14 protein-coding genes are annotated in these 17,704 nt (G+C 62.5%); 9 read left to right on the forward strand and 5 right to left on the reverse strand.

Features of this window, described 5'->3' with window-relative positions; genetic code table 11:
* Positions 1–213: 213 nt before the first annotated feature.
* From MU551_RS11565 to MU551_RS11580, 4 genes are read right to left on the reverse strand one after another with little or no spacing between them, the layout of a single operon-like run.
* Complete coding sequence (locus MU551_RS11565) at positions 214–1,557, reverse strand: adenylate/guanylate cyclase domain-containing protein (RefSeq protein WP_247044281.1); 1,344 nt, start codon at positions 1,555–1,557, stop codon at positions 214–216.
* On the reverse strand, positions 1,541–2,179 hold the full coding sequence (locus MU551_RS11570; RefSeq protein WP_247044283.1) for a PH domain-containing protein: 639 nt from the start codon (positions 2,177–2,179) through the stop codon (positions 1,541–1,543). The genes MU551_RS11565 and MU551_RS11570 overlap by 17 nt, the downstream gene beginning before the upstream one ends.
* Positions 2,172–3,167 carry a biotin--[acetyl-CoA-carboxylase] ligase gene (locus tag MU551_RS11575; RefSeq protein ID WP_247044285.1) on the reverse strand — a complete coding sequence of 332 codons (996 nt, stop codon included), beginning with the start codon at positions 3,165–3,167 and terminating at the stop codon, positions 2,172–2,174. Before MU551_RS11575 ends, MU551_RS11570 begins: the two co-directional genes overlap by 8 nt.
* A gap of 50 nt (positions 3,168–3,217) precedes the next feature.
* The gene (locus MU551_RS11580) at positions 3,218–4,108 is read right to left on the reverse strand and encodes an SDR family oxidoreductase (RefSeq protein ID WP_247044288.1); all 891 of its coding nucleotides are present in this window, start codon (positions 4,106–4,108) and stop codon (positions 3,218–3,220) included.
* Positions 4,109–4,312: 204 nt separating this feature from the next.
* Here MU551_RS11580 and MU551_RS11585 point away from each other — a divergent pair, with 204 nt between their 5' ends.
* The 4 genes from MU551_RS11585 (at position 4,313) to MU551_RS11600 (ending at position 9,791) form a co-directional block, all read left to right on the forward strand.
* Positions 4,313–5,896 (forward strand): acyl-CoA carboxylase subunit beta, encoded by a 1,584-nt coding sequence (locus tag MU551_RS11585; protein WP_247044290.1) that lies wholly within the window; start codon positions 4,313–4,315, stop codon positions 5,894–5,896.
* Entirely contained in the window at positions 5,893–6,147 is a 255-nt protein-coding gene (locus MU551_RS11590) for an acyl-CoA carboxylase subunit epsilon (protein ID WP_247044292.1), read from the forward strand. Before MU551_RS11585 ends, MU551_RS11590 begins: the two co-directional genes overlap by 4 nt.
* A gap of 154 nt (positions 6,148–6,301) precedes the next feature.
* Positions 6,302–7,984, forward strand: coding sequence for a DUF885 domain-containing protein (locus tag MU551_RS11595; RefSeq protein ID WP_247044294.1), 1,683 nt, complete (start codon positions 6,302–6,304; stop codon positions 7,982–7,984).
* 370 nt (positions 7,985–8,354) lie between these two features.
* Positions 8,355–9,791, forward strand: a complete 1,437-nt coding sequence (locus MU551_RS11600; protein WP_247044296.1) for a dicarboxylate/amino acid:cation symporter — start codon at positions 8,355–8,357, stop codon at positions 9,789–9,791.
* 79 nt (positions 9,792–9,870) lie between these two features.
* Here the strand turns inward: MU551_RS11600 and MU551_RS11605 are convergent, their stop codons facing one another.
* Positions 9,871–10,434 (reverse strand): hypothetical protein, encoded by a 564-nt coding sequence (locus MU551_RS11605; RefSeq protein WP_247044297.1) that lies wholly within the window; start codon positions 10,432–10,434, stop codon positions 9,871–9,873.
* Positions 10,435–10,604: 170 nt separating this feature from the next.
* Here MU551_RS11605 and MU551_RS11610 point away from each other — a divergent pair, with 170 nt between their 5' ends.
* From MU551_RS11610 to MU551_RS11630, 5 genes are all read left to right on the forward strand, one after another.
* Positions 10,605–11,333 carry a TetR/AcrR family transcriptional regulator gene (locus MU551_RS11610; protein WP_247044299.1) on the forward strand — a complete coding sequence of 243 codons (729 nt, stop codon included), beginning with the start codon at positions 10,605–10,607 and terminating at the stop codon, positions 11,331–11,333.
* Position 11,334: 1 nt separating this feature from the next.
* Positions 11,335–13,866: an MMPL family transporter gene (locus MU551_RS11615; protein ID WP_247044300.1), complete on the forward strand. Its 2,532-nt coding sequence runs from the start codon at positions 11,335–11,337 to the stop codon at positions 13,864–13,866.
* 19 nt (positions 13,867–13,885) lie between these two features.
* Entirely contained in the window at positions 13,886–14,539 is a 654-nt protein-coding gene (locus MU551_RS11620) for a Maf family protein (protein WP_247044301.1), read from the forward strand.
* Positions 14,540–14,652: 113 nt separating this feature from the next.
* Positions 14,653–16,314 (forward strand): helix-turn-helix transcriptional regulator, encoded by a 1,662-nt coding sequence (locus tag MU551_RS11625; protein WP_247044302.1) that lies wholly within the window; start codon positions 14,653–14,655, stop codon positions 16,312–16,314.
* A 154-nt stretch (positions 16,315–16,468) separates the two neighbouring features.
* On the forward strand, positions 16,469–17,593 hold the full coding sequence (locus MU551_RS11630) for a flavin-containing monooxygenase (protein WP_247044303.1): 1,125 nt from the start codon (positions 16,469–16,471) through the stop codon (positions 17,591–17,593).
* The last annotated feature ends 111 nt before the right edge of the window (positions 17,594–17,704 follow it).

The following is a 17,704-nucleotide window of genomic DNA, read 5'->3' on the forward strand; positions in this document are numbered from 1 at the left end:
CCGACGAGACCCAGACCTGCCAAACAGATGTGTCACAGCTCTACAATTCCCCCGCAATAAAAGCCACCCAAAAAGCAGCACAAGACCAACCAAAAGACCAAAAAAGACACGAATGGAGGCGGGCAGCCACGTGATTGGGCCGCCGTTCAGCTCCGACTATCTCATAACACCATCAAATGTATAAATATGAACAACCCTGATCCAGCACGAAATCTAGTCCAGGACCAGACCGCGGCCGCTTCCCCGCGAAAGCAGTACGGGAAGGATTTCGCCGAAACCACGCACCGTCTCCACAGGCTGCGGAACCAGCACGAAGCGTTCGTCACTGTCCAAAGCCGCCGCAGTTACAGAATCCACAAGCACCGTGCCGGGGTCCGCCAGGGCGGTGAGGCGTGCTGCCAGATTCACGGTGGGGCCATAAATATCGCCCAGACGGGACAGGATCCGGCCCCACACCAGCGATACCCGTGCCTCCGGCAGAATCTCATCCTGGGTAAACGCTTCAGCAAGAGCCAGGGAGATTTCTGCTCCGGCGGCCGGGGTCTCGGCGATGTACAGGACTTCGTCGCCCACTGTTTTCACGAGCCTGCCGCCGCCAACGGAGATGATCTCGGCGCACTTGTTTTCAAAGCGTTGCACCAACTGGGCGAGCGTTTTTTCGTTCATCCGGCGGGAGAGACTGGTGTAGGAGACCAGGTCTGCAAAGCCGACGGCACGAGCCAAGGGCAATGGCGCGTCGTCTTCGTCCCCTTCGCGCCCTTCTTCGCTGGCCTGCAGCCCGGCTTCGGCACGGACGGCAAGCCTTTGAACGCCGGCGTTGAGCTGGCGGCGCCACGAGTAGACCAGCATTTCCTCGAGGGCGTCCACCAGTGCCGGAAGTTCGTTTACCAGGCGCTTGCGTGCCACGGCATCCGGCACGCCCTGCTGATGGACCATGTCTTCGACGAGGGCTTCGATCTGCCAGACCACCATGCGGTCGGTCATTTGACCGATGGACCTCGTCACCGAGATAGCCGCCTCTTCAGTGAGCTTTCCGGTGCGGACGAGATCAACAACCGTGGAGAGGGCTGCCTGGTCCCGTTCCGTAAAGGCGACATCCTCGTCGCCGAGATTGGGAAAGCCCAGCGCCCTCCAGAGCTTGCGGGCCGACAGCAAGGAGAGCCCTGCACCTGCCGCGACTTCGCGCCGCCTTAGCTTGCGCTCACCGCCCAGCAACCGGGCTTCCAAGGCCTTTGCCGCAAGACGCTCAGCCGAGAAAGTGCCTGTGGCCGGGGGCTCGGACGGGGCACGAAGGGGAACAGGGTCAGTGTGAGGACCATGTTTGGCAGCGGGCTCGGCAAAGGGCGACGCAGGAGCCGTGTCAAGGACAGCGTCTTCAATGGTGGCGGCCTCTACAACCGGTTCAATAGTTTCTTCCGGTTCCCGCGCGTCTTCGCGTTCCGCTGCCTCTTCGCGTTCCTGTGCTTGTGCCTGTGGTAGGACCTGCGTTTCTTCAGGTGGCTGAGTCTGCCCGGAGGCCAAGGGCACAGCGTCAGTATGCTCACTGCCAGCGTTCATCTCTTCCACCTTCTCTCCGTCTCCAGGGCCACTGCCGCGCATGGCCCTCCCCGTTTCTGTCCACGTCCTCAAGCCCGTCCCCGCCGCTTCCCTCGTCTAAGGCGAGGGAAGCCGGTGGCAGTTCATCGATGGCCTCAAGGACAAAATCACGGAACTTCCCCGCCTCCGGAACGTCCTCCAGCACCGCTGGATCAGGGTGCCCGGTATCCAAGGATATATTCCCTGAGCGCAATATGCGTTGGAGCACCGACTGTACGACCCACACCTGGCGGACAGCAGCAAGGGAAACCTGCCATTCCCGGCGGCGCAACATTCCGTACTTGGCAACTATGCGCTGACTGGTCAGTGTGTAGCGCGTCGACTGCCACCGCAATGTGCGCGGAAGGCAGTACCCGCAGAGAACCCAGGAGACCAGCAGGATGCAGGCAGCCACGAGCCAAAACGTCCAGGCGGAAGTTACGGCTGGAAACATCCTCGCAGGTTCCCCTTTGACGATCCATGCCGTTGCAAAAGCTCCTACTGCGGGGACTGCAATGAAGGCAGCGGCAGGGACGATCAACGTCCTGGGCTGGGGCCGCGTGACCACTATCACCTGTTCACCCGGCAACAGCTGTCTACGCATAACCGCTCTCGGTTGAACCGCCGGAACCGCTTCCTGATTCTTTCGAACCGTCTTGCCCTGGCGGAGTCCAGGGACGGAGGTGAACGACGTCGCCGGCGGTCACCACATGCTCGTGTGAAGCAGCGTCGACCACAAGGAGGGATCCGTACTCGTCAAGCCGGGTGGCGTGGCCAATAATTTCGTGGTCGCCCGGCAGCTGGGCGCGCACTTGCTTGCCCAGCGTCACCAGAACGCCTTGGACCCGCTTATGCAGGGACGGGCCCCCCGCCATCCCGGCAGCGGGGTCGCCGTCGGCGTTACAGAAGCTGCGGTAGAGGGTGGCGAACCGGGAAAGATAGCTCTTGAGCAGAATGGTGCGGTCAACCGTTTGGGCACTCTCCAGCAAGGCAGACGTAGCAGTGGGAACGGGAAGCTCCTCCTGGGTCAGCGTGACATTCAGCCCTGTACCCAGGACAACTGGAGGCGCACCTCCATCCCCCATAGGGCCCAGTTGGGCCAGGATCCCGGCGATCTTGCGCCCGCGGACGATGACGTCGTTGGGCCATTTAAGTTCGGCAGGAATGCCGGCCGTCTCGAGCAGCGCCTCACGCAGGGCCAAGGCTCCGAGCAGGGAGAACCAGGAGTAGCTCTGGGTCGGCAGCGGGCGGCCCTCCGCGTTGACGGGCCGCAGCACCACTGAGACCAGCACGGAACTCAGCGGCGGGGCTTCCCAGCTGCGGCCGAGCCGTCCCCGGGCGGCGGTCTGGTGCTCCGTAGTCAATACAGAAAGATCGGGCCAGGACCGGGGGTCGGTGGTGACAGCTTCCAGCAGATCGGCATTCGTTGATCCGGTGGAGTCCACCACGGTGAGCCGCGGGATGCCAGTGGCCGCCAGGAAATCCTCATTTACCAGCGCGGTCCGGTCCAGGCCTCGGCGCTCGGCTTCATGTGCGCTGCGCTCCGGAAAGTCAACGGGTTCCTGGCTGTTTTCCGGCTGGTGGGCTTCCATAGCTGAATCCTATCGAGTTGCCACGTTCGCGGCGCTTCCGCGCGCCAGGCTCAAAGGAAAATATCAGGAACCAGGCGGTCCTCGGGCATGCCAAGGCTGTAGGGGGAAAAGTCCGTCACGCCCGCGGCAATCAGGACTTCCTCGTCTGTGTAGAAGTTCCCGCTCCTGGATCCGGAACCTGACACCACATTGCTTCCGGTCAACACTGCGTGGGCAGCATCAGCGACAATTTCGGGTCCGCGGGCCGCCTGGACCAGCTGGCTCCCCCCTGGCATGTTCCGGATGGCAGCGGTGTCAATGAGGGTCCGCGGCCACAGTGAATTGACGCTGATGCCATCCGCTTTGAGTTCTTCAGCCAGACCGAGTGTGGTGAGGCTCATTCCGTACTTGGCCATGGTGTACGCCAAGTGCATGCCGGCCCATTTAGGATCCAGGTTCAGGGGCGGAGACAGGGTCAGGATGTGGCCGTTCTCCGACCTGCGCAAGGCAGGAAGGGCCAGCTTGGACAGCAGGAAAGTGCCCCTGACATTGATGTCCTGCATCAGGTCGTAGCGTTTCATGTCGACGGCGTCAGTGCTGGAGAGGTCAATGGCGGAGGCGTTGTTGATCACTATGTCGATCCCACCGAACCGTTCGACGGCGGCACCGACGGCGCCGGCGACGTCGTCGTCGTTCCTCACGTCACCAACGATGGGCAGCGCCTTGCCACCAGCTTCCACCAACTGCTCCGCGGCACTGAAGACCGTGCCTTCCAGCTTCGCGTGGGGCGTCCCGGTCTTGGCCATCAGCGCAATATTGGCACCATCCCTGGCTGCGCGCAGGGCAATGGCCAGTCCGATCCCGCGGCTTCCACCGGACATCAGGATGGTTCGGCCAGAAAGGGAACCGGCGGCCTTGTACGGCTCTGCTGCGGGGCCCGAAGCAACGTTGCTTGAAGTCATAAGAACACTCTAGCCGAAGTATGTTACTGGTGAGTAACATGTTCGACCAAGCCGACCCGGGCACTGAACCTTGTAGGTTTTCTACAGCCATGCGGGTCCAAAACGTTACTAGACTAGCCAGCAGGGCCCGGATTTTGTGTGGATGCTACTTAAGTTCTGCACCCGGGAGCCAGCGACTATCAGCTACAGAGCCGGAGAAACTTGATGAGCCACGATCTGACCACGACAGCGGGAAAGATTGCAGATTTCCGCGATCGCCAGGCGCGTGCCGAACAGCCCTCCGGCCCTGAAGCGATCGAAAAGCAGCATGCGCGCGGCAAGAACACCGCACGGGAACGCATCGACCTCCTGCTCGATGAAGGCTCGTTCGTCGAATTCGACGCTCTAGCCGTGCACCGTTCCACCGCTTTCGGAATGGAAAAGAAAAAGCCGCTTGGCGACGGGCTCGTTTCCGGCTACGGCACCGTGGACGGGCGGCCGGTTGCTGTCTACAGCCAGGACTTCAGTGTTTACGGCGGATCCTTGAGCCAGGTCAACGGGGAAAAGATCGTCAAGGTGCAGGAATTCGCCTTGCGCAACGGCTGCCCGGTAGTGGGTATCCTCGACGGCGGCGGGGCCCGGATCCAGGAAGGCGTCGCGTCGTTGGCGATGTTCGCCGACATCTTCCGCAACAACGTCCACGCCTCCGGCGTTGTGCCCCAGATTTCCCTCATCATGGGCCCGTCGGCCGGTGGCGCAGCGTACTCCCCCGCACTCACTGACTATGTGGTCATGGTGGACAAGACCTCGCACATGTTCATCACGGGCCCCGATGTCATCAAGACTGTCACGGGTGAGGACGTGGACATGGAAACCCTGGGCGGCGCGCGCCAGCACAACGCCAACACGGGTACCTCCACCTACCTCGCCGCTGACGAAGCAGACGCCATCGAGTTCGTCCGCGAACTGCTGGACTTCCTGCCCTCGAACAACCTGGCCGAAGCCCCCGTACTCGAGCACCAGCAGGAGCTCGAGGTCGACGACGATGATCTCGCGCTGGACACTCTGATCCCCGATTCCGCGAATCAGCCCTACGACATGCGCAAGGTCGTTGAGCAGATCGTGGACGACGCCCATTTCCTCGAGATGCAGGCCCTCTATGCTCCGAACGTCATGATTGGCTATGGGCGGATCGAAGGTCACACGGTAGGCATCGTGGCCAACCAGCCCATGCAGTTCGCAGGCACCCTGGATATCTCCGCTTCGGAGAAAGCCGCCCGGTTTGTGCGGCATTGCGACGCCTTCAACATTCCCATCATCACACTGGTGGACGTCCCCGGTTTCCTGCCCGGCAAGGACCAGGAATTCCAGGGCATCATCCGCCGTGGAGCCAAGCTGCTGTATGCCTACGCCGAAGCCACTGTCCCCAAAGTCACCATCATCACCCGGAAGGCCTATGGCGGGGCATACATCGTCATGGGCTCGAAAAAACTGGGGGCTGACCTCAATCTGGCGTGGCCCACAGCGCAGATCGGCGTAATGGGAGCCCAGGGGGCGGTCAACATCCTGTACCGCCGTGACCTCGCAGCTGTGGCCGCAGACGGCGGCGACGTTGAAGCCAAGCGCGCAGAAGTGATCAAGCAGTACGAGGAAGAACTTCTGAACCCGTACCAGGCAGCCCAGCTCGGCTATGTGGATGCTGTGATCGTGCCGTCTGAAACCAGGGTCCAGATCATTAAGGGGCTGCGGGCACTACGGGACAAGCGCGCCAGCCTGCCGGCCAAGAAGCACGGAAACATCCCGCTATGAGTACAGATCTTCCTGCCGTTGGCGGGTCCGAAAGCCCAATTACAGCAACGCCGTTGCCGCCGCTCTTCTCCGTGGCGAAAGGCGACCCCACAGCCGAAGAGCTCGCGGCGCTGACCGCCGTCGTACTTTCACTCGGTGGAACAGAACAAGCTGAACCGGCGAAGCCCACCGTGCGCGGCTGGGTCAGGCGTCAGCAACTGCGGCTGGCACCCACCCCGGGCCCTGGGGCCTGGAAACGCAGCCGCGGCTAAGTCCCCACCGCCTCCCTAACCTCGCTGCGCTCGGCCAGGGAACCCTCGGCGGCGGAGGCCCCTGCCGCGGAAACCTCGCTGCGCTCGGCCAGGGAACCCTCAACTTGTTCAGTAAGTCTTTCATAACTGGGTTTGCCCCGTTAGTCTCGTGAGGGTGACTAACGAAACCACTCCCATTCGGCCGCAGACTGCCATCGACAAGATCGCCGACGCACATACTGACACCCTCATCAGGCTCGATCCCAGCTTCGCCATTACCCTCGGCGTTCCGGGCCACGAGACCGAATACCAGGACTTCTCCCCGGCCGGAATCGAGCAATTTATCGATGCCGCCCGCTCCACTCTCGCTGCCCTTGAGGAGCAGATTCCGGTGGACGACGTCGATGCCGTGACACTGGACGCCATGAGGGAAAGGCTCGGACTCGAGCTGGAAATCCACGAGTCCGGCTGGGATGTTGCCAACCTCAACAACATCGCTTCTCCAGCCCAGGATATCCGCGCCGTCTTTGACCTCATGCCCACCGAGACCGAGGAACACTGGGCCCACATCGCCGGCCGGGCCCACAACGTACCCACGGCTATCGAAGGGTATGCGGCCTCGCTTCTCGCTGCCCGCGATGCGGGCAAAGTCTCCGCCATACGCCAAGTGGAGATCGTGATTGAGCAGACCAGCAAATACGCCGCCGAAGACGGCTTCTTCGCCAAGCTGGCTGCAGAGGCCAAGACGGCCGAAGGCCCTCTCCCCCAGGATCTTCAGGACAAGCTCGACGCCGGTGCTGCCGCTGCCAGACGTGCTTACGCCCGGTTCGCCGAATTCCTCCGGCAGGAACTCCTCCCTGTAGCCCCTGCGAAAGATGCAGTCGGACGGGACCGCTACGCCTTGGCTTCCCGCTCCTTCCTGGGGGCGGCAGTCGACCTCGACGAAACCTACGCGTGGGGCGTGCAGGAACTCCAGCGACTGATCTCGGAGCAGGAACGCGTTGCTGAACAGATCAAACCAGGTGCCTCCATCAAGGAAGCCAAGGAGATCCTCAACAACGATCCCTCACGCCAGCTCAAGGGAACAGACGCCCTCAAGGCCTGGATGCAGGAACTGTCAGACAAGGCCGTCGCGGAACTCGCGGATGTGCATTTCGAGATTCCGGACGTTATGAAAACCCTGGAATGCCTGATTGCGCCCACCGACGAGGGTGGCATTTACTACACCGGACCGTCGGATGACTTCAGCCGTCCGGGCCGGATGTGGTGGTCAGTTCCGGCGGGCGAGGACACCTTCACAACGTGGTCTGAAACCACCACCGTCTACCACGAAGGAGTCCCGGGGCACCACCTTCAGGTAGCTACTGCAGTGTACCGGCGTGAACTGTTGAACAGCTGGCGCCGCAACGTCTGCTGGACTTCCGGCCACGGCGAGGGCTGGGCCCTGTACGCCGAGAAACTGATGCAGGAACTTGGCTATCTCAAAGACCCGGGTGATCACATGGGCATGCTGGACATGCAGCGTATGAGGGCAGCCCGCGTCGTCTTCGACATCGGTGTGCACCTGGAACTCGAGGTCCCTGAGCGCTGGGGTTCCGGAACCTGGACGCCCGATAAGGGACTGGAGTTCCTCAAGGCCAACCTCCCCATCAGCGAAGGGCAACTGAAGTTCGAGTTCACCCGATACCTGGGATGGCCAGGCCAGGCCCCGTCCTACAAGGTGGGCCAGCGGCTCTGGGAGCAGATCAGGGCTGAGCTCGAAACCCGGCCGGACTTCGACCTCAAGACCTTCCACACGAAGGCACTGAACATCGGCTCGGTAGGCCTCGACAGCCTGAAGCGCGCCCTGCTGGCCTAACTAACCCCTCATATCCATTGCAGCCTCGTTGGGAGCCGGGAGGCAGACATCCTCGGCGTGCTCGCTCGTTCCTCGCTTAGACGCACGCTGCCGGATGCCTGGCTCCCGGCTGATCGTCGAGATGACACTTCGCGGTAGTGTCGTAGCAAAACACTGCGGCGAAGTGTCATCTCGGTGGTAGGGGAGGATGCGCGACTTCGCGAGCCGGGCTGGAGGAGACGTTTGCCACACTAAGTTCGGGAATAACTTCATAAACGACCTTGAATGCCCAGTAATCACGGGGACTTTCGGCCGGATGGCGAATGAGCTGCCCGTAACATTTCTCAACGTTCGTTCGCGATGGTATAGGCAGTGCCTTTAGCGTATTCGGGTGAGCACTCAAACAAGCGTCCCCGCCCCCGCAGGAAAATCCGGATTCCAGCTGCCCAAGTGGGCCGGCTCGTTCGGTTTTCAGATCATCGCCGCCCTCATCGTCGGCCTCGGCCTCGGTCTCCTGGCCAAGTACACCGGCAGCACTAAAGCAAGCCCCAATGGCCTGGGAGCGTCGCTGCAGACCATTGGCTCGAGCTACGTCTCGCTGCTGCAGACCGCCGTCGTACCGTTGATCTTCACGGCTGTGGTCAGTTCCATCTCGAACCTGCGTGAAGTGTCCAATGCCGCAAAACTGGCCTGGAACACCCTTCTGTGGTTTGCCATTACCTCGCTCATCGCCGTGCTGATCGGCATCGGTCTGGGCGTGTTCCTTCAACCCGGCGCCAACACGGGCCTTGCCCAGCAGGATGAGTACACCGGCAAGTCCGGCGACTGGTGGGCCTTCCTGATCGGCCTGTTCCCGAAGAACTTCCTGGGCCTCGGAGCCAGCTCCACTGTGGCAGAGTCCGGCGCAGTCACCACCTCTGTCAGCTTCAATGTGCTCCAGATCCTGGTGATCGCTATCGCCATCGGCATCGCGGCGCTCAAGGTGGGCAAGCAGGCCGAGCCGTTCCTGAAGCTCAATGCCTCCGCCCTCGCTGTGATCCAGAAGGTCCTGTGGTGGATTATCCGGATTGCGCCTCTGGGCACCGTCGGCCTGATCGGAAACGCTGTTGCCGTCTATGGCTGGGACACCATCGGGTCGCTTGGCAAGTTCACCGTCGCTATCTACATCGGGCTCGCTCTGGTGCTGTTCGGTGTCTACCCCGCCCTGATCCGCTCGCATGGCCTTTCCGTCAAGCAGTACTTCTCCGGAGTCTGGCCCGCCGTCCAGTTGGCTTTTGTTTCCCGCTCCTCCATCGGCACGCTCCCCTTGACCCAGCGCGTAGCTGAGCGAAACCTCGGCGTCCCCCGCGCTTATGCCTCCTTTGCTGTACCGCTGGGTGCCACCACGAAAATGGATGGTTGCGCGGCCATTTACCCGGCAATTGCGGCAATCTTCGTGGCCCAGTTCTTCGGCATCCAACTGGACTTCAGCCAGTACCTGCTCATTGCCCTGGTCTCAGTACTCGGCTCCGCGGCAACAGCAGGCACCACCGGCGCCGTTGTCATGCTCACCCTGACCCTGTCCACCCTGGGACTGCCCCTTGCCGGCGTCGGACTCCTCCTGGCCATCGATCCCATCCTGGACATGGGCCGCACCGCCTTAAACGTGGCCGGACAGGCCCTGGTGCCCACGATCGTTTCCAAGCGCCAAGGCATCCTGGACGAGACCCTGTACAACGCGCCGCGAAACGGCGAGGCATTCTCGGACGACACCCCGACAGCGGAGGACCCGTCAGCCTCAGGCGTGGCTTCTTCCCGTGAACAGGAACTTGAAACCTCAAAGGCATAGCTGATCCAGTGCCACAGCACAATTCCCCGGGAGGCTCCCGGGGAATTGTGCTTTAAAGGGCACCTGGGGAAAGTTCCGCTTAGCGACCGCCTCCGATTACTCCCTTTTCCACCGCCTTGGCAGCACCATCAGCTTCGGCCTGGGTCAGCGTGCCGTCAGAGACTGCCTTGTCCAGGCGGGTCTTGAGCGCAGCAGCACGTTCCGCTTGCGCCTCGGTGCGGATCTCCTCCAGAGCAGCCGTCACCTTCGCTTCGTCAATCCCGAGGGACTGTGCCAACGATGCTGCGAGGGCGGCTTCCATTGCTGAACGGTCAGGCTTGGTGCCTGGAGCCTTGTCGCCGGAAGCGGCATCCGGCTTATTGGCTTCGCGGAAAGTCTGGAGGGCTTCACTAACCTTCGCTTCTTCAACGCCGAGCTTCGTAGCCAGCTCGGCTGCCTGCACTCCCATACCTCCTGCTCGCTTGCCATGACCGCCCGGCCCTCCGCGCTGACCGTCAGTTGAAGCGTCCGCAGATGCGCTCGCTGAGGGAGTGGGGGTCGGTGTAGTCGTGGCGGCGTATGCCGCCCCCGAGACTCCCAAACCTGCAACCAGCGCGACGCCTGCGGCGCTGAGGCCGAGGGTGAGTTTCTTCTTCTGTGACATTGCTTTCTCCTGGATCTGCCGCCCGTAGGCCGCTCCGATGTGCGGCTGGCCGTTGATTACCGGCCTATAACCACTCTCGGCTGCCCATGTATCAGAGAGCTGTCCCAAGGCTGTCAGGAGGCTGTGAAGCGTACTTGCCCAGAGTGCAAACTTGCACGTAGTGTAGCTTTGTGACTACAGACCCACCCGCCACCCTTGCCGGGCCCCCTTCTCCCCCACTTTCCCGGCGGGAGCTCAACAAGGCAGCAACGCGGCAGGCCATCACGCAGGCAGCCATGGAACTCATCCGGAAAAAAGGCGTGGGCAACTTTACGGTGGAGGATATTGCTGACGCTGCAGGTATATCGCGCCGCACGTTCTTCAACTACTACGCAAGTATCGAAGCGGCCATCGGAAACATCACGCATGAGTTCCTGGAGGTTGCGCTCCAGCAGTTCCGGTTGCGCCCGTCTGACGAACCCGTGATCGTTTCCGCCAAAGAAGCCATGGTGGCCCTCGCCGACCCAATGGCCGTAGCACCCGTCGCCGAACTGTTCACCCTGGTGCAGCAGAACCATCAACTCGCAGGCTCGGAGTTGGAAGCGTGGGACCACTGCACCGGACAGATCATAGAAGCCGCACGCGAACGCATGGCGGGCAAGACCGACGGCGAAATCGATGAACTTTATCTTCGTGCCCTCTCAGGCTCGGTTATTTCCTGTGGAAGGGCAGCCATGGATGTCTGGTTCAGGCGGTGCGGGCCCGACCTTTCCGAGGCGTCCATGGCCACGCTTCGTCAATTGATGATCGATTCCTTGGACCTTCTCGCCTCAGGCTTCGCCGCCGCCACAGATGCTTCACTCCCGCCTTCACACACAACTTCCTCCCCAGCCTCTCCCCTCCTCAACGATCGGCACTGACATGGCCCTGTTCCTGTACCGCCTCGGCAAGTTCTCGTACCGCCACCGCTGGCTTGTCATCTCACTGTGGCTGGCGGTGCTGGTGGCCGTCGGCGGCTCGGCCGCAGCTTTCCACGGAACCATGTCCAACAACTTCCAGATCCCGGGAACTGAAACCCAGCGGATGCTGGATAAGCTGAAAAAGGACTTGCCGGAGTCCTCCGGCGGCACGGCGGGTGTCGTGTTTGAGGCCGACGGCGGGCAGTTCAGCCAAGCGGGCAAGGACGCTGTAACGGCGGCTTTGACCAAGCTGAGGGCACTGCCGGATGTCCAGGGGACTGTTGACCCCTTCGTCACCCAGGCCCAGCTGGACAAGGCTGAGTCGGATCTGGCGGCCGGAGAACAAAAAGCCGCCGAGGGGAAAGCACTGCTGGAGAAATCAGCAGCGGAACTTGCGGCCGGAGCTGCACAACTGGCCCAGGCTGAACAGCAACTGACAGCTGCCGGTCTGCCCGCCTCCGTCATTGAAGCCCAGCTGGGCCAGAATAAAACGGAGATCGCTGCCGGCCAGCAGCGGCTTGAGGCCGGCAAGAAAGAAGCGGAAGCAGGCGCCGCCCAGCTGGAGCTCGGCAAACGGCAGTACGCGGCCTCCGAAGGCATGCGCTTTGTCTCAGAAGACGGTAAGGCAGCCATTGCCCAGGTTCAGTTCAAGACCTCCATCAATGCGCTCAATCCCGAGGTCCGCAAGGAAGTCCAGGAGATCGCGCAGGAAGTCTCCTCGGCCGGTGTCACGGCTTTCGCGAGCAAAGAGATCACCGAAGACGTCTCTGACGTGTTCGGGGTTTCCGAAATCCTCGGTGTCGCCGTCGCCGCCCTTGTTCTGATCGTGATGCTGGGGACCTTGATCGCCGCTGGCCTTCCTCTGCTCATGGCACTGGTTGGCGTGGCAGTAGGTGTCGGGGGAACCTTTGCCCTCACCAGCGTCATTGATATGAGTTCCATTTCGCCCATGCTGGCCCTCATGCTGGGCCTGGCCGTGGGCATCGACTACTCACTCTTCATCGTCAACCGCCACCGCAACCAGCTCCTGGCCGGGATGGACGCCGAGGAATCCGCAGCGCTGGCAACCGGCACCTCGGGCAACGCCGTGCTGTTTGCCGGCCTGACGGTCATCATCGCGCTGGCCGCCCTGGTTGTTCCCGGGCTCCCCTTCCTTGCCGTTATGGGACTTTCCGCAGCGGCAACCGTTGCGGTCGCCGTCGTGGTCGCGTTGACCCTGACACCGGCCGTCCTGTCCCTCATCGGCCGGAAGCTGATTTCCCGCAGGAAGTGGGCCAAAGCCGAACAGCACAACGCCGCCCCCGGCCACGAAGAAGAGGACCACGCCAAGGAAGAGCATAAGAGCAGCCACGGCTGGGGCGGCCTCGTAACCCGGCACCCCATCCTGGCGATGGTTGCCGGCGTCGCGCTTCTTGGTGCACTTGCCCTCCCTGCCAGCCAGCTCCGGCTTGCACTGCCCGACGGCGGTTCGGAGCCGGTTGAGTCTCAGGCGTACAAGGCATACGACGTCACTGCCCGCAGCTTTGGAGAAGGCATGACCGGGCCGATCGTAGTAGTGGGCGAGTTGCCGGCCGGCCTGACCGAAGCCGAAGCGCAGTCCAGGCAGTTCGACGTCGCTGACATCCTCCGCGGCCTGGATAACGTTACCGCCGCTGTTCCTGTTGCCCTCAGCGAGGACCGCCGCACTGCAGTGTTCCAGGTGATTCCCAAGGAGGGACCCGCGAGCGCGAGCACTGTACAGGTGGTCTCCGAGCTTAGGGGCAGGAATGCGGAGATCAAGGACACGACCGGGGTCACCATCGGCCTCACCGGCCAGACGGCCGGCAACATCGATGTCTCCGCCAAGCTGGGCGATGCCCTGCCCCCATACCTGGCGATCGTCGTCGGGCTGTCACTGATCCTGTTGCTCCTGGTGTTCCGTTCCATCGTGGTGCCGCTGCTCGCCACCGGCGGCTTCCTCTTGTCCCTTTGGGCAGCTTTCGGCGCCGTCGTCGCTGTGTACCAGTGGGGCTGGCTGGGAACAATCTTTGACGTTCCAAACCCCGGCGCTGTGCTGAGTTTCCTGCCCATCATCCTGATCGGCGTGCTCTTCGGCCTGGCCATGGACTACCAGGTGTTCATCACTTCGGGGATGCGGGAGTCCTACATGCATGGGGAAAGCGCCAAGCATGCCGTCCGCAGCGGATTCAGCCACGCCGCAGCCGTGGTCACAGCCGCCGCAATCATCATGGTCAGCGTCTTCTCCGGCTTCGTCTTCTCCCACCTCACAATGGTCCGGCCCCTGGGCTTCGCCATGGCCTTCGGTGTCCTCGTTGACGCCTTTGTGGTGCGGATGACCATCGTTCCCGCAGTGATGTATCTTCTGGGCGACAAAGCCTGGTGGCTGCCGAAGTGGCTGGATCGGATCCTGCCTGATGTGGATGTCGAAGGGGCCAAACTCAGGCCGGAGGAACCAGCCGTTGCCGCCGGGCAGACCGAGCGGGCACGTGTTTAAGTGAATTAGGCTGGAACCCGTGACCCGCTTGATTCTGGCCTCCCAGTCCCCCGCCCGCACCAAACTGCTCACCGAGGCAGGGATCCGGCATGAGGTTCTTGTCTCGGACGTTGATGAGGACGCAGTCCAGGCCCGATACGGGGTGACGGACCCGCATGACACAGCACTGCTTCTGGCGCGGGCAAAAGCCGAAGCAGTGGCGTCGCTCCCTGAGGCCGAGGGTGCGCTGGTGGTCGGCTGTGATTCCGTCTTCGAATTCGAGGGCGAATCGCACGGCAAGCCCTACACGCCGGACATTGCCCGCCGGCGGATGCTGCGGATGAGCGGCAACAGGGGCATATTGCACACCGGCCACTGGCTCGTGGACTGCCGGGACACCGAGGCCGACGACGACCCGGGAGACTCCGTGGGATCAGGCGCCACAGTGGGGGCAGTCTCCTCTGCCGAAGTGCATTTTATGGAAATGTCAGACGAAGAAATCGACGCCTACATCGCCACCGGAGAGCCGTTGCACTGTGCCGGCTCCTTCACCATCGACGGGCTGGGCGGGGCGTTCATCAGCAAGATCGACGGCGACCCCCACGCCGTCGTCGGGCTTTCCATTTCCACCCTCCGGATCCTGTTGAGGCAAGCCAAAGTGGGTATCACCGAACTGTGGCCGGCCGCCCCCTAGCCATATGACCCGCGCATCTTGTTGCCTGCCTATTTTGGCGGCGGTACCCTAGCGAAGTAGGGCAGGTGGTCGGGGCTACAAGGGTTCCGATGCTCCGGCCGGAAGAAGTCACAGTGACAGTTTCCACCGCTTTGGACCGCGGCCGGTCAGCCTTCGCGGAACGTCGATGGCTGGATGCCTCCAGCGAGTTCGCTGTGGCCGTCCAGGAAGGCGGACTGCCCGCTGAGGATCTGGAACGTTCGGCCACCGCCGCCCTGCTGCTGGGCAGGTTCGACGACGGCATCAACGCCTTGGCGAAGGCGCACGAGGAATACCTTCTGGTGGGCGAAGCTCCCGCCGCAGCGCGCTGCGCCGCCTGGCTCGCAATGCAGTTCAGGTATGCCGGAAAACAGGCAGCCGCCGGCGGATGGTTTGCCCGGGCGCGGCGGTTGGTGGAGGAGCACCCCGAGCCCTGCTCCGTCGAGGGATTCCTCCTGGTCCAAGAGGCTCTGGGACAAATGTTCGGCCGGGATTTCGAAGGTGCGCGGCAAATGTTTGCCCGGGCTGAACAAATCGCAGAGCGTTTCCAGGATCGCGACGTCCTGGCGCTCTCCAGGCTTGGGCAGGGCCAGGTCCTGATCAGGCTTGAGCGGGTCGACGAAGGAATGGCGCTGCTGGATGAGGTCCTGGCAGCAGTCATGTCAGGAGGGGTGGGCCCGTTCCCCTCCGGAATCGTCTATTGCGCCCTCATAGAGAGCTGCCACCTCGCCTTTGATCTGGGCCGCGCCCAGGAATGGACTCTTGCCCTGGACCGCTGGTGTGCCTCGCAGAAGGACCTGGTGCCTTTCCAGGGGCAATGCCGGATGCGCCGAGCCGAGATCTACTGCCTGCACGGCGCCTGGTCCGATGCGCTCGCCACAGCACGTGCCGCTCAGGAGTTGTTTGGGCGCGGGGACCGAAACGCACTGTTCGGCGGCTTCTATCAGCAGGCTGAGGTCCAGAGGTTGCGGGGTGAATTCGTCGAGGCGGAGGATTCGTACCGCCATGCGCATCAAGCCGGTCATGACCCCCAGCCAGGACTCGCCTTGCTCCGTCTCGCCCAGGGGAAACCTGCAGCAGCGCAATCGCTCATCCGCCGGGCGGCAGAGGAGGCGGGCACCTTCACCCGCCGGTTGCTCCTGCCGGCTATGGTCGAAATTGAGGTGGCCGCGGGAGATTTGGCCGCTGCACAGGCAGCAGCGGCGGAGCTTGAATCACTCGCCGAAGCCACCAGGATGCCTTGGGTCATGGCGCTCGCAGGCTATTCGACAGGAATTCTGTTGTTGGCCACCGGCGATCCGCACGGCGCCGCGAAGGCCCTCCGCGGCGCCTGGAACAACTGGTCCGAGCTGGAGGCACCGTATGAGGCAGCACGCTGCCAGGTGAAGCTGGGCATGGCTCTGCAGGAGCTGGGCGACGACGAATCAGCGCAGCTGGAGTTCGCGGCCGCACGCACAGTTTTCAATGATCTCGGCGCGATTCCTGCATTGAGCTCCCTCGACCAGCTCGAAAACCCTGTTTCTCCAGCTCCCGTGGCAGAGAACGGGCCTCTCAGCCCTCGCGAAGCCGAAGTACTGCGGTTGGTCGCGGCGGGCATGAGCAACCGGAGCATCGCCTCGGCACTGTTTCTCAGTGAAAAGACAGTGGCCCGGCACGTCAGCAACATCCTGCTCAAACTGGATGTGCCGTCCCGCAGCGCCGCGACGGCATACGCCTACAACCACGGGCTGGCCGGACGCCTCCCAGGCAGTAGGTAAAAATACCCATCCTCCTTCCGGCCACTCACATACTTTCCTCGATGTGCTGCCATGTACCCGAAACGTAGCGTGAAGCCATGGAACTACCCCATATTGCAGGCGCCGTCTCGACGGTGCTGTTCGCGAAAGCACCCATTGCCTTGGAGGCATTGTCATGAACAACAATCATTTCTCCGGCCAGCCAGAAGTCACCGAGACCGTTATTGTCGGCGGTGGCCAGGCAGGACTCACGCTCGGATACTTCCTGTCACGCCAACACAGGGATTTCGTCATCCTCGACGCCAGCCAGAGGGTTGGCGATGGCTGGCGGAAACGCTGGGACTCCCTTCGCCTCTTCACCCCCGCGAAGTTTGACGGGCTTGTAGGGATGAGTTTCCCTGGTGACCGTTTGGCCTTCCCCACCAAAGATGAGCAGGCTGACTTCCTGGAGTCCTATGCCCGGAAGTTCAATCTCCCCGTGCTCAGCAATACCCGCGTGGAAAGAGTGGAGCGCTCTGGAGACGGCTACCTCATCACAGCCGGGGACCGGCAGTGGTCCGCCACCAACGTGGTGGTTGCTACCGGCCCGGAAGAACTCGCAAAGATCCCGTCCTTCGCCCAGGACCTTTCACCCAGCATCCGGCAAATGCACTCCACCGGGTACCGCAGCCCGGGCCAACTCCAGGACGGCCCGGTACTCGTGGTGGGTGCAGGGAACTCAGGGGCGGAGATCGCCTTCGAGGTGGTCCGGAGCCACCCCACCCTGCTGGCCGGAAGCCCTTCAGCAGAACTTCCCTTTAAGCACGGCCGGAATGCAGCAAGGTTCGCCCTTCCCCTGGTCCGGTTCGCGGGCTTGCATATCCTGAACCTGGATACGCCGATCGGCCGCAAGGCGGCTCCGGGCTTCCTGACGCATGCCGCTCCCCTGATCCGCACCCGAATCCGCGACCTGGTGGCAGCAGGCGTTGAGATCGTTCCGCGGATCACGGGCATTCAGAGCGGAGCCCCGTTGACCGCTGAAGGCAAGGAGCTGGAAGTCTCCAACATCATCTGGTGCACCGGCTACCGGCATGATTACAGCTGGTTGAACGTGCCTGGTGCCCTCGACCCCAAGGGGGTACCGGTGCAGCGCCGGGGTGTAGTTGAGACCTCCCCCGGCCTGTACTTCCTGGGACTGGAGTTTCTGTACTGCGCCGCCTCCTCCAGCCTCCCCGGTGTCGGCCGGGATGCGAAGTACCTCGCGGAACACCTTGCCGCCCGACAGGCAGCCCCTGCCGGACAGCGCCAGGACGTGGGTTAGCAACAAACCAGCCAATTTGTAGCAACCCTACAAGTTCTGCGGCTGATACCTGCGGACGAACGTGTGATTCCTGCGGGAAACCTCAAATTCACGCTAGGCTCCACTGAGAAA

Source organism: Arthrobacter rhizosphaerae (assembly GCF_023062595.1).
GTDB classification, from domain to species: domain Bacteria; phylum Actinomycetota; class Actinomycetes; order Actinomycetales; family Micrococcaceae; genus Arthrobacter; species Arthrobacter rhizosphaerae.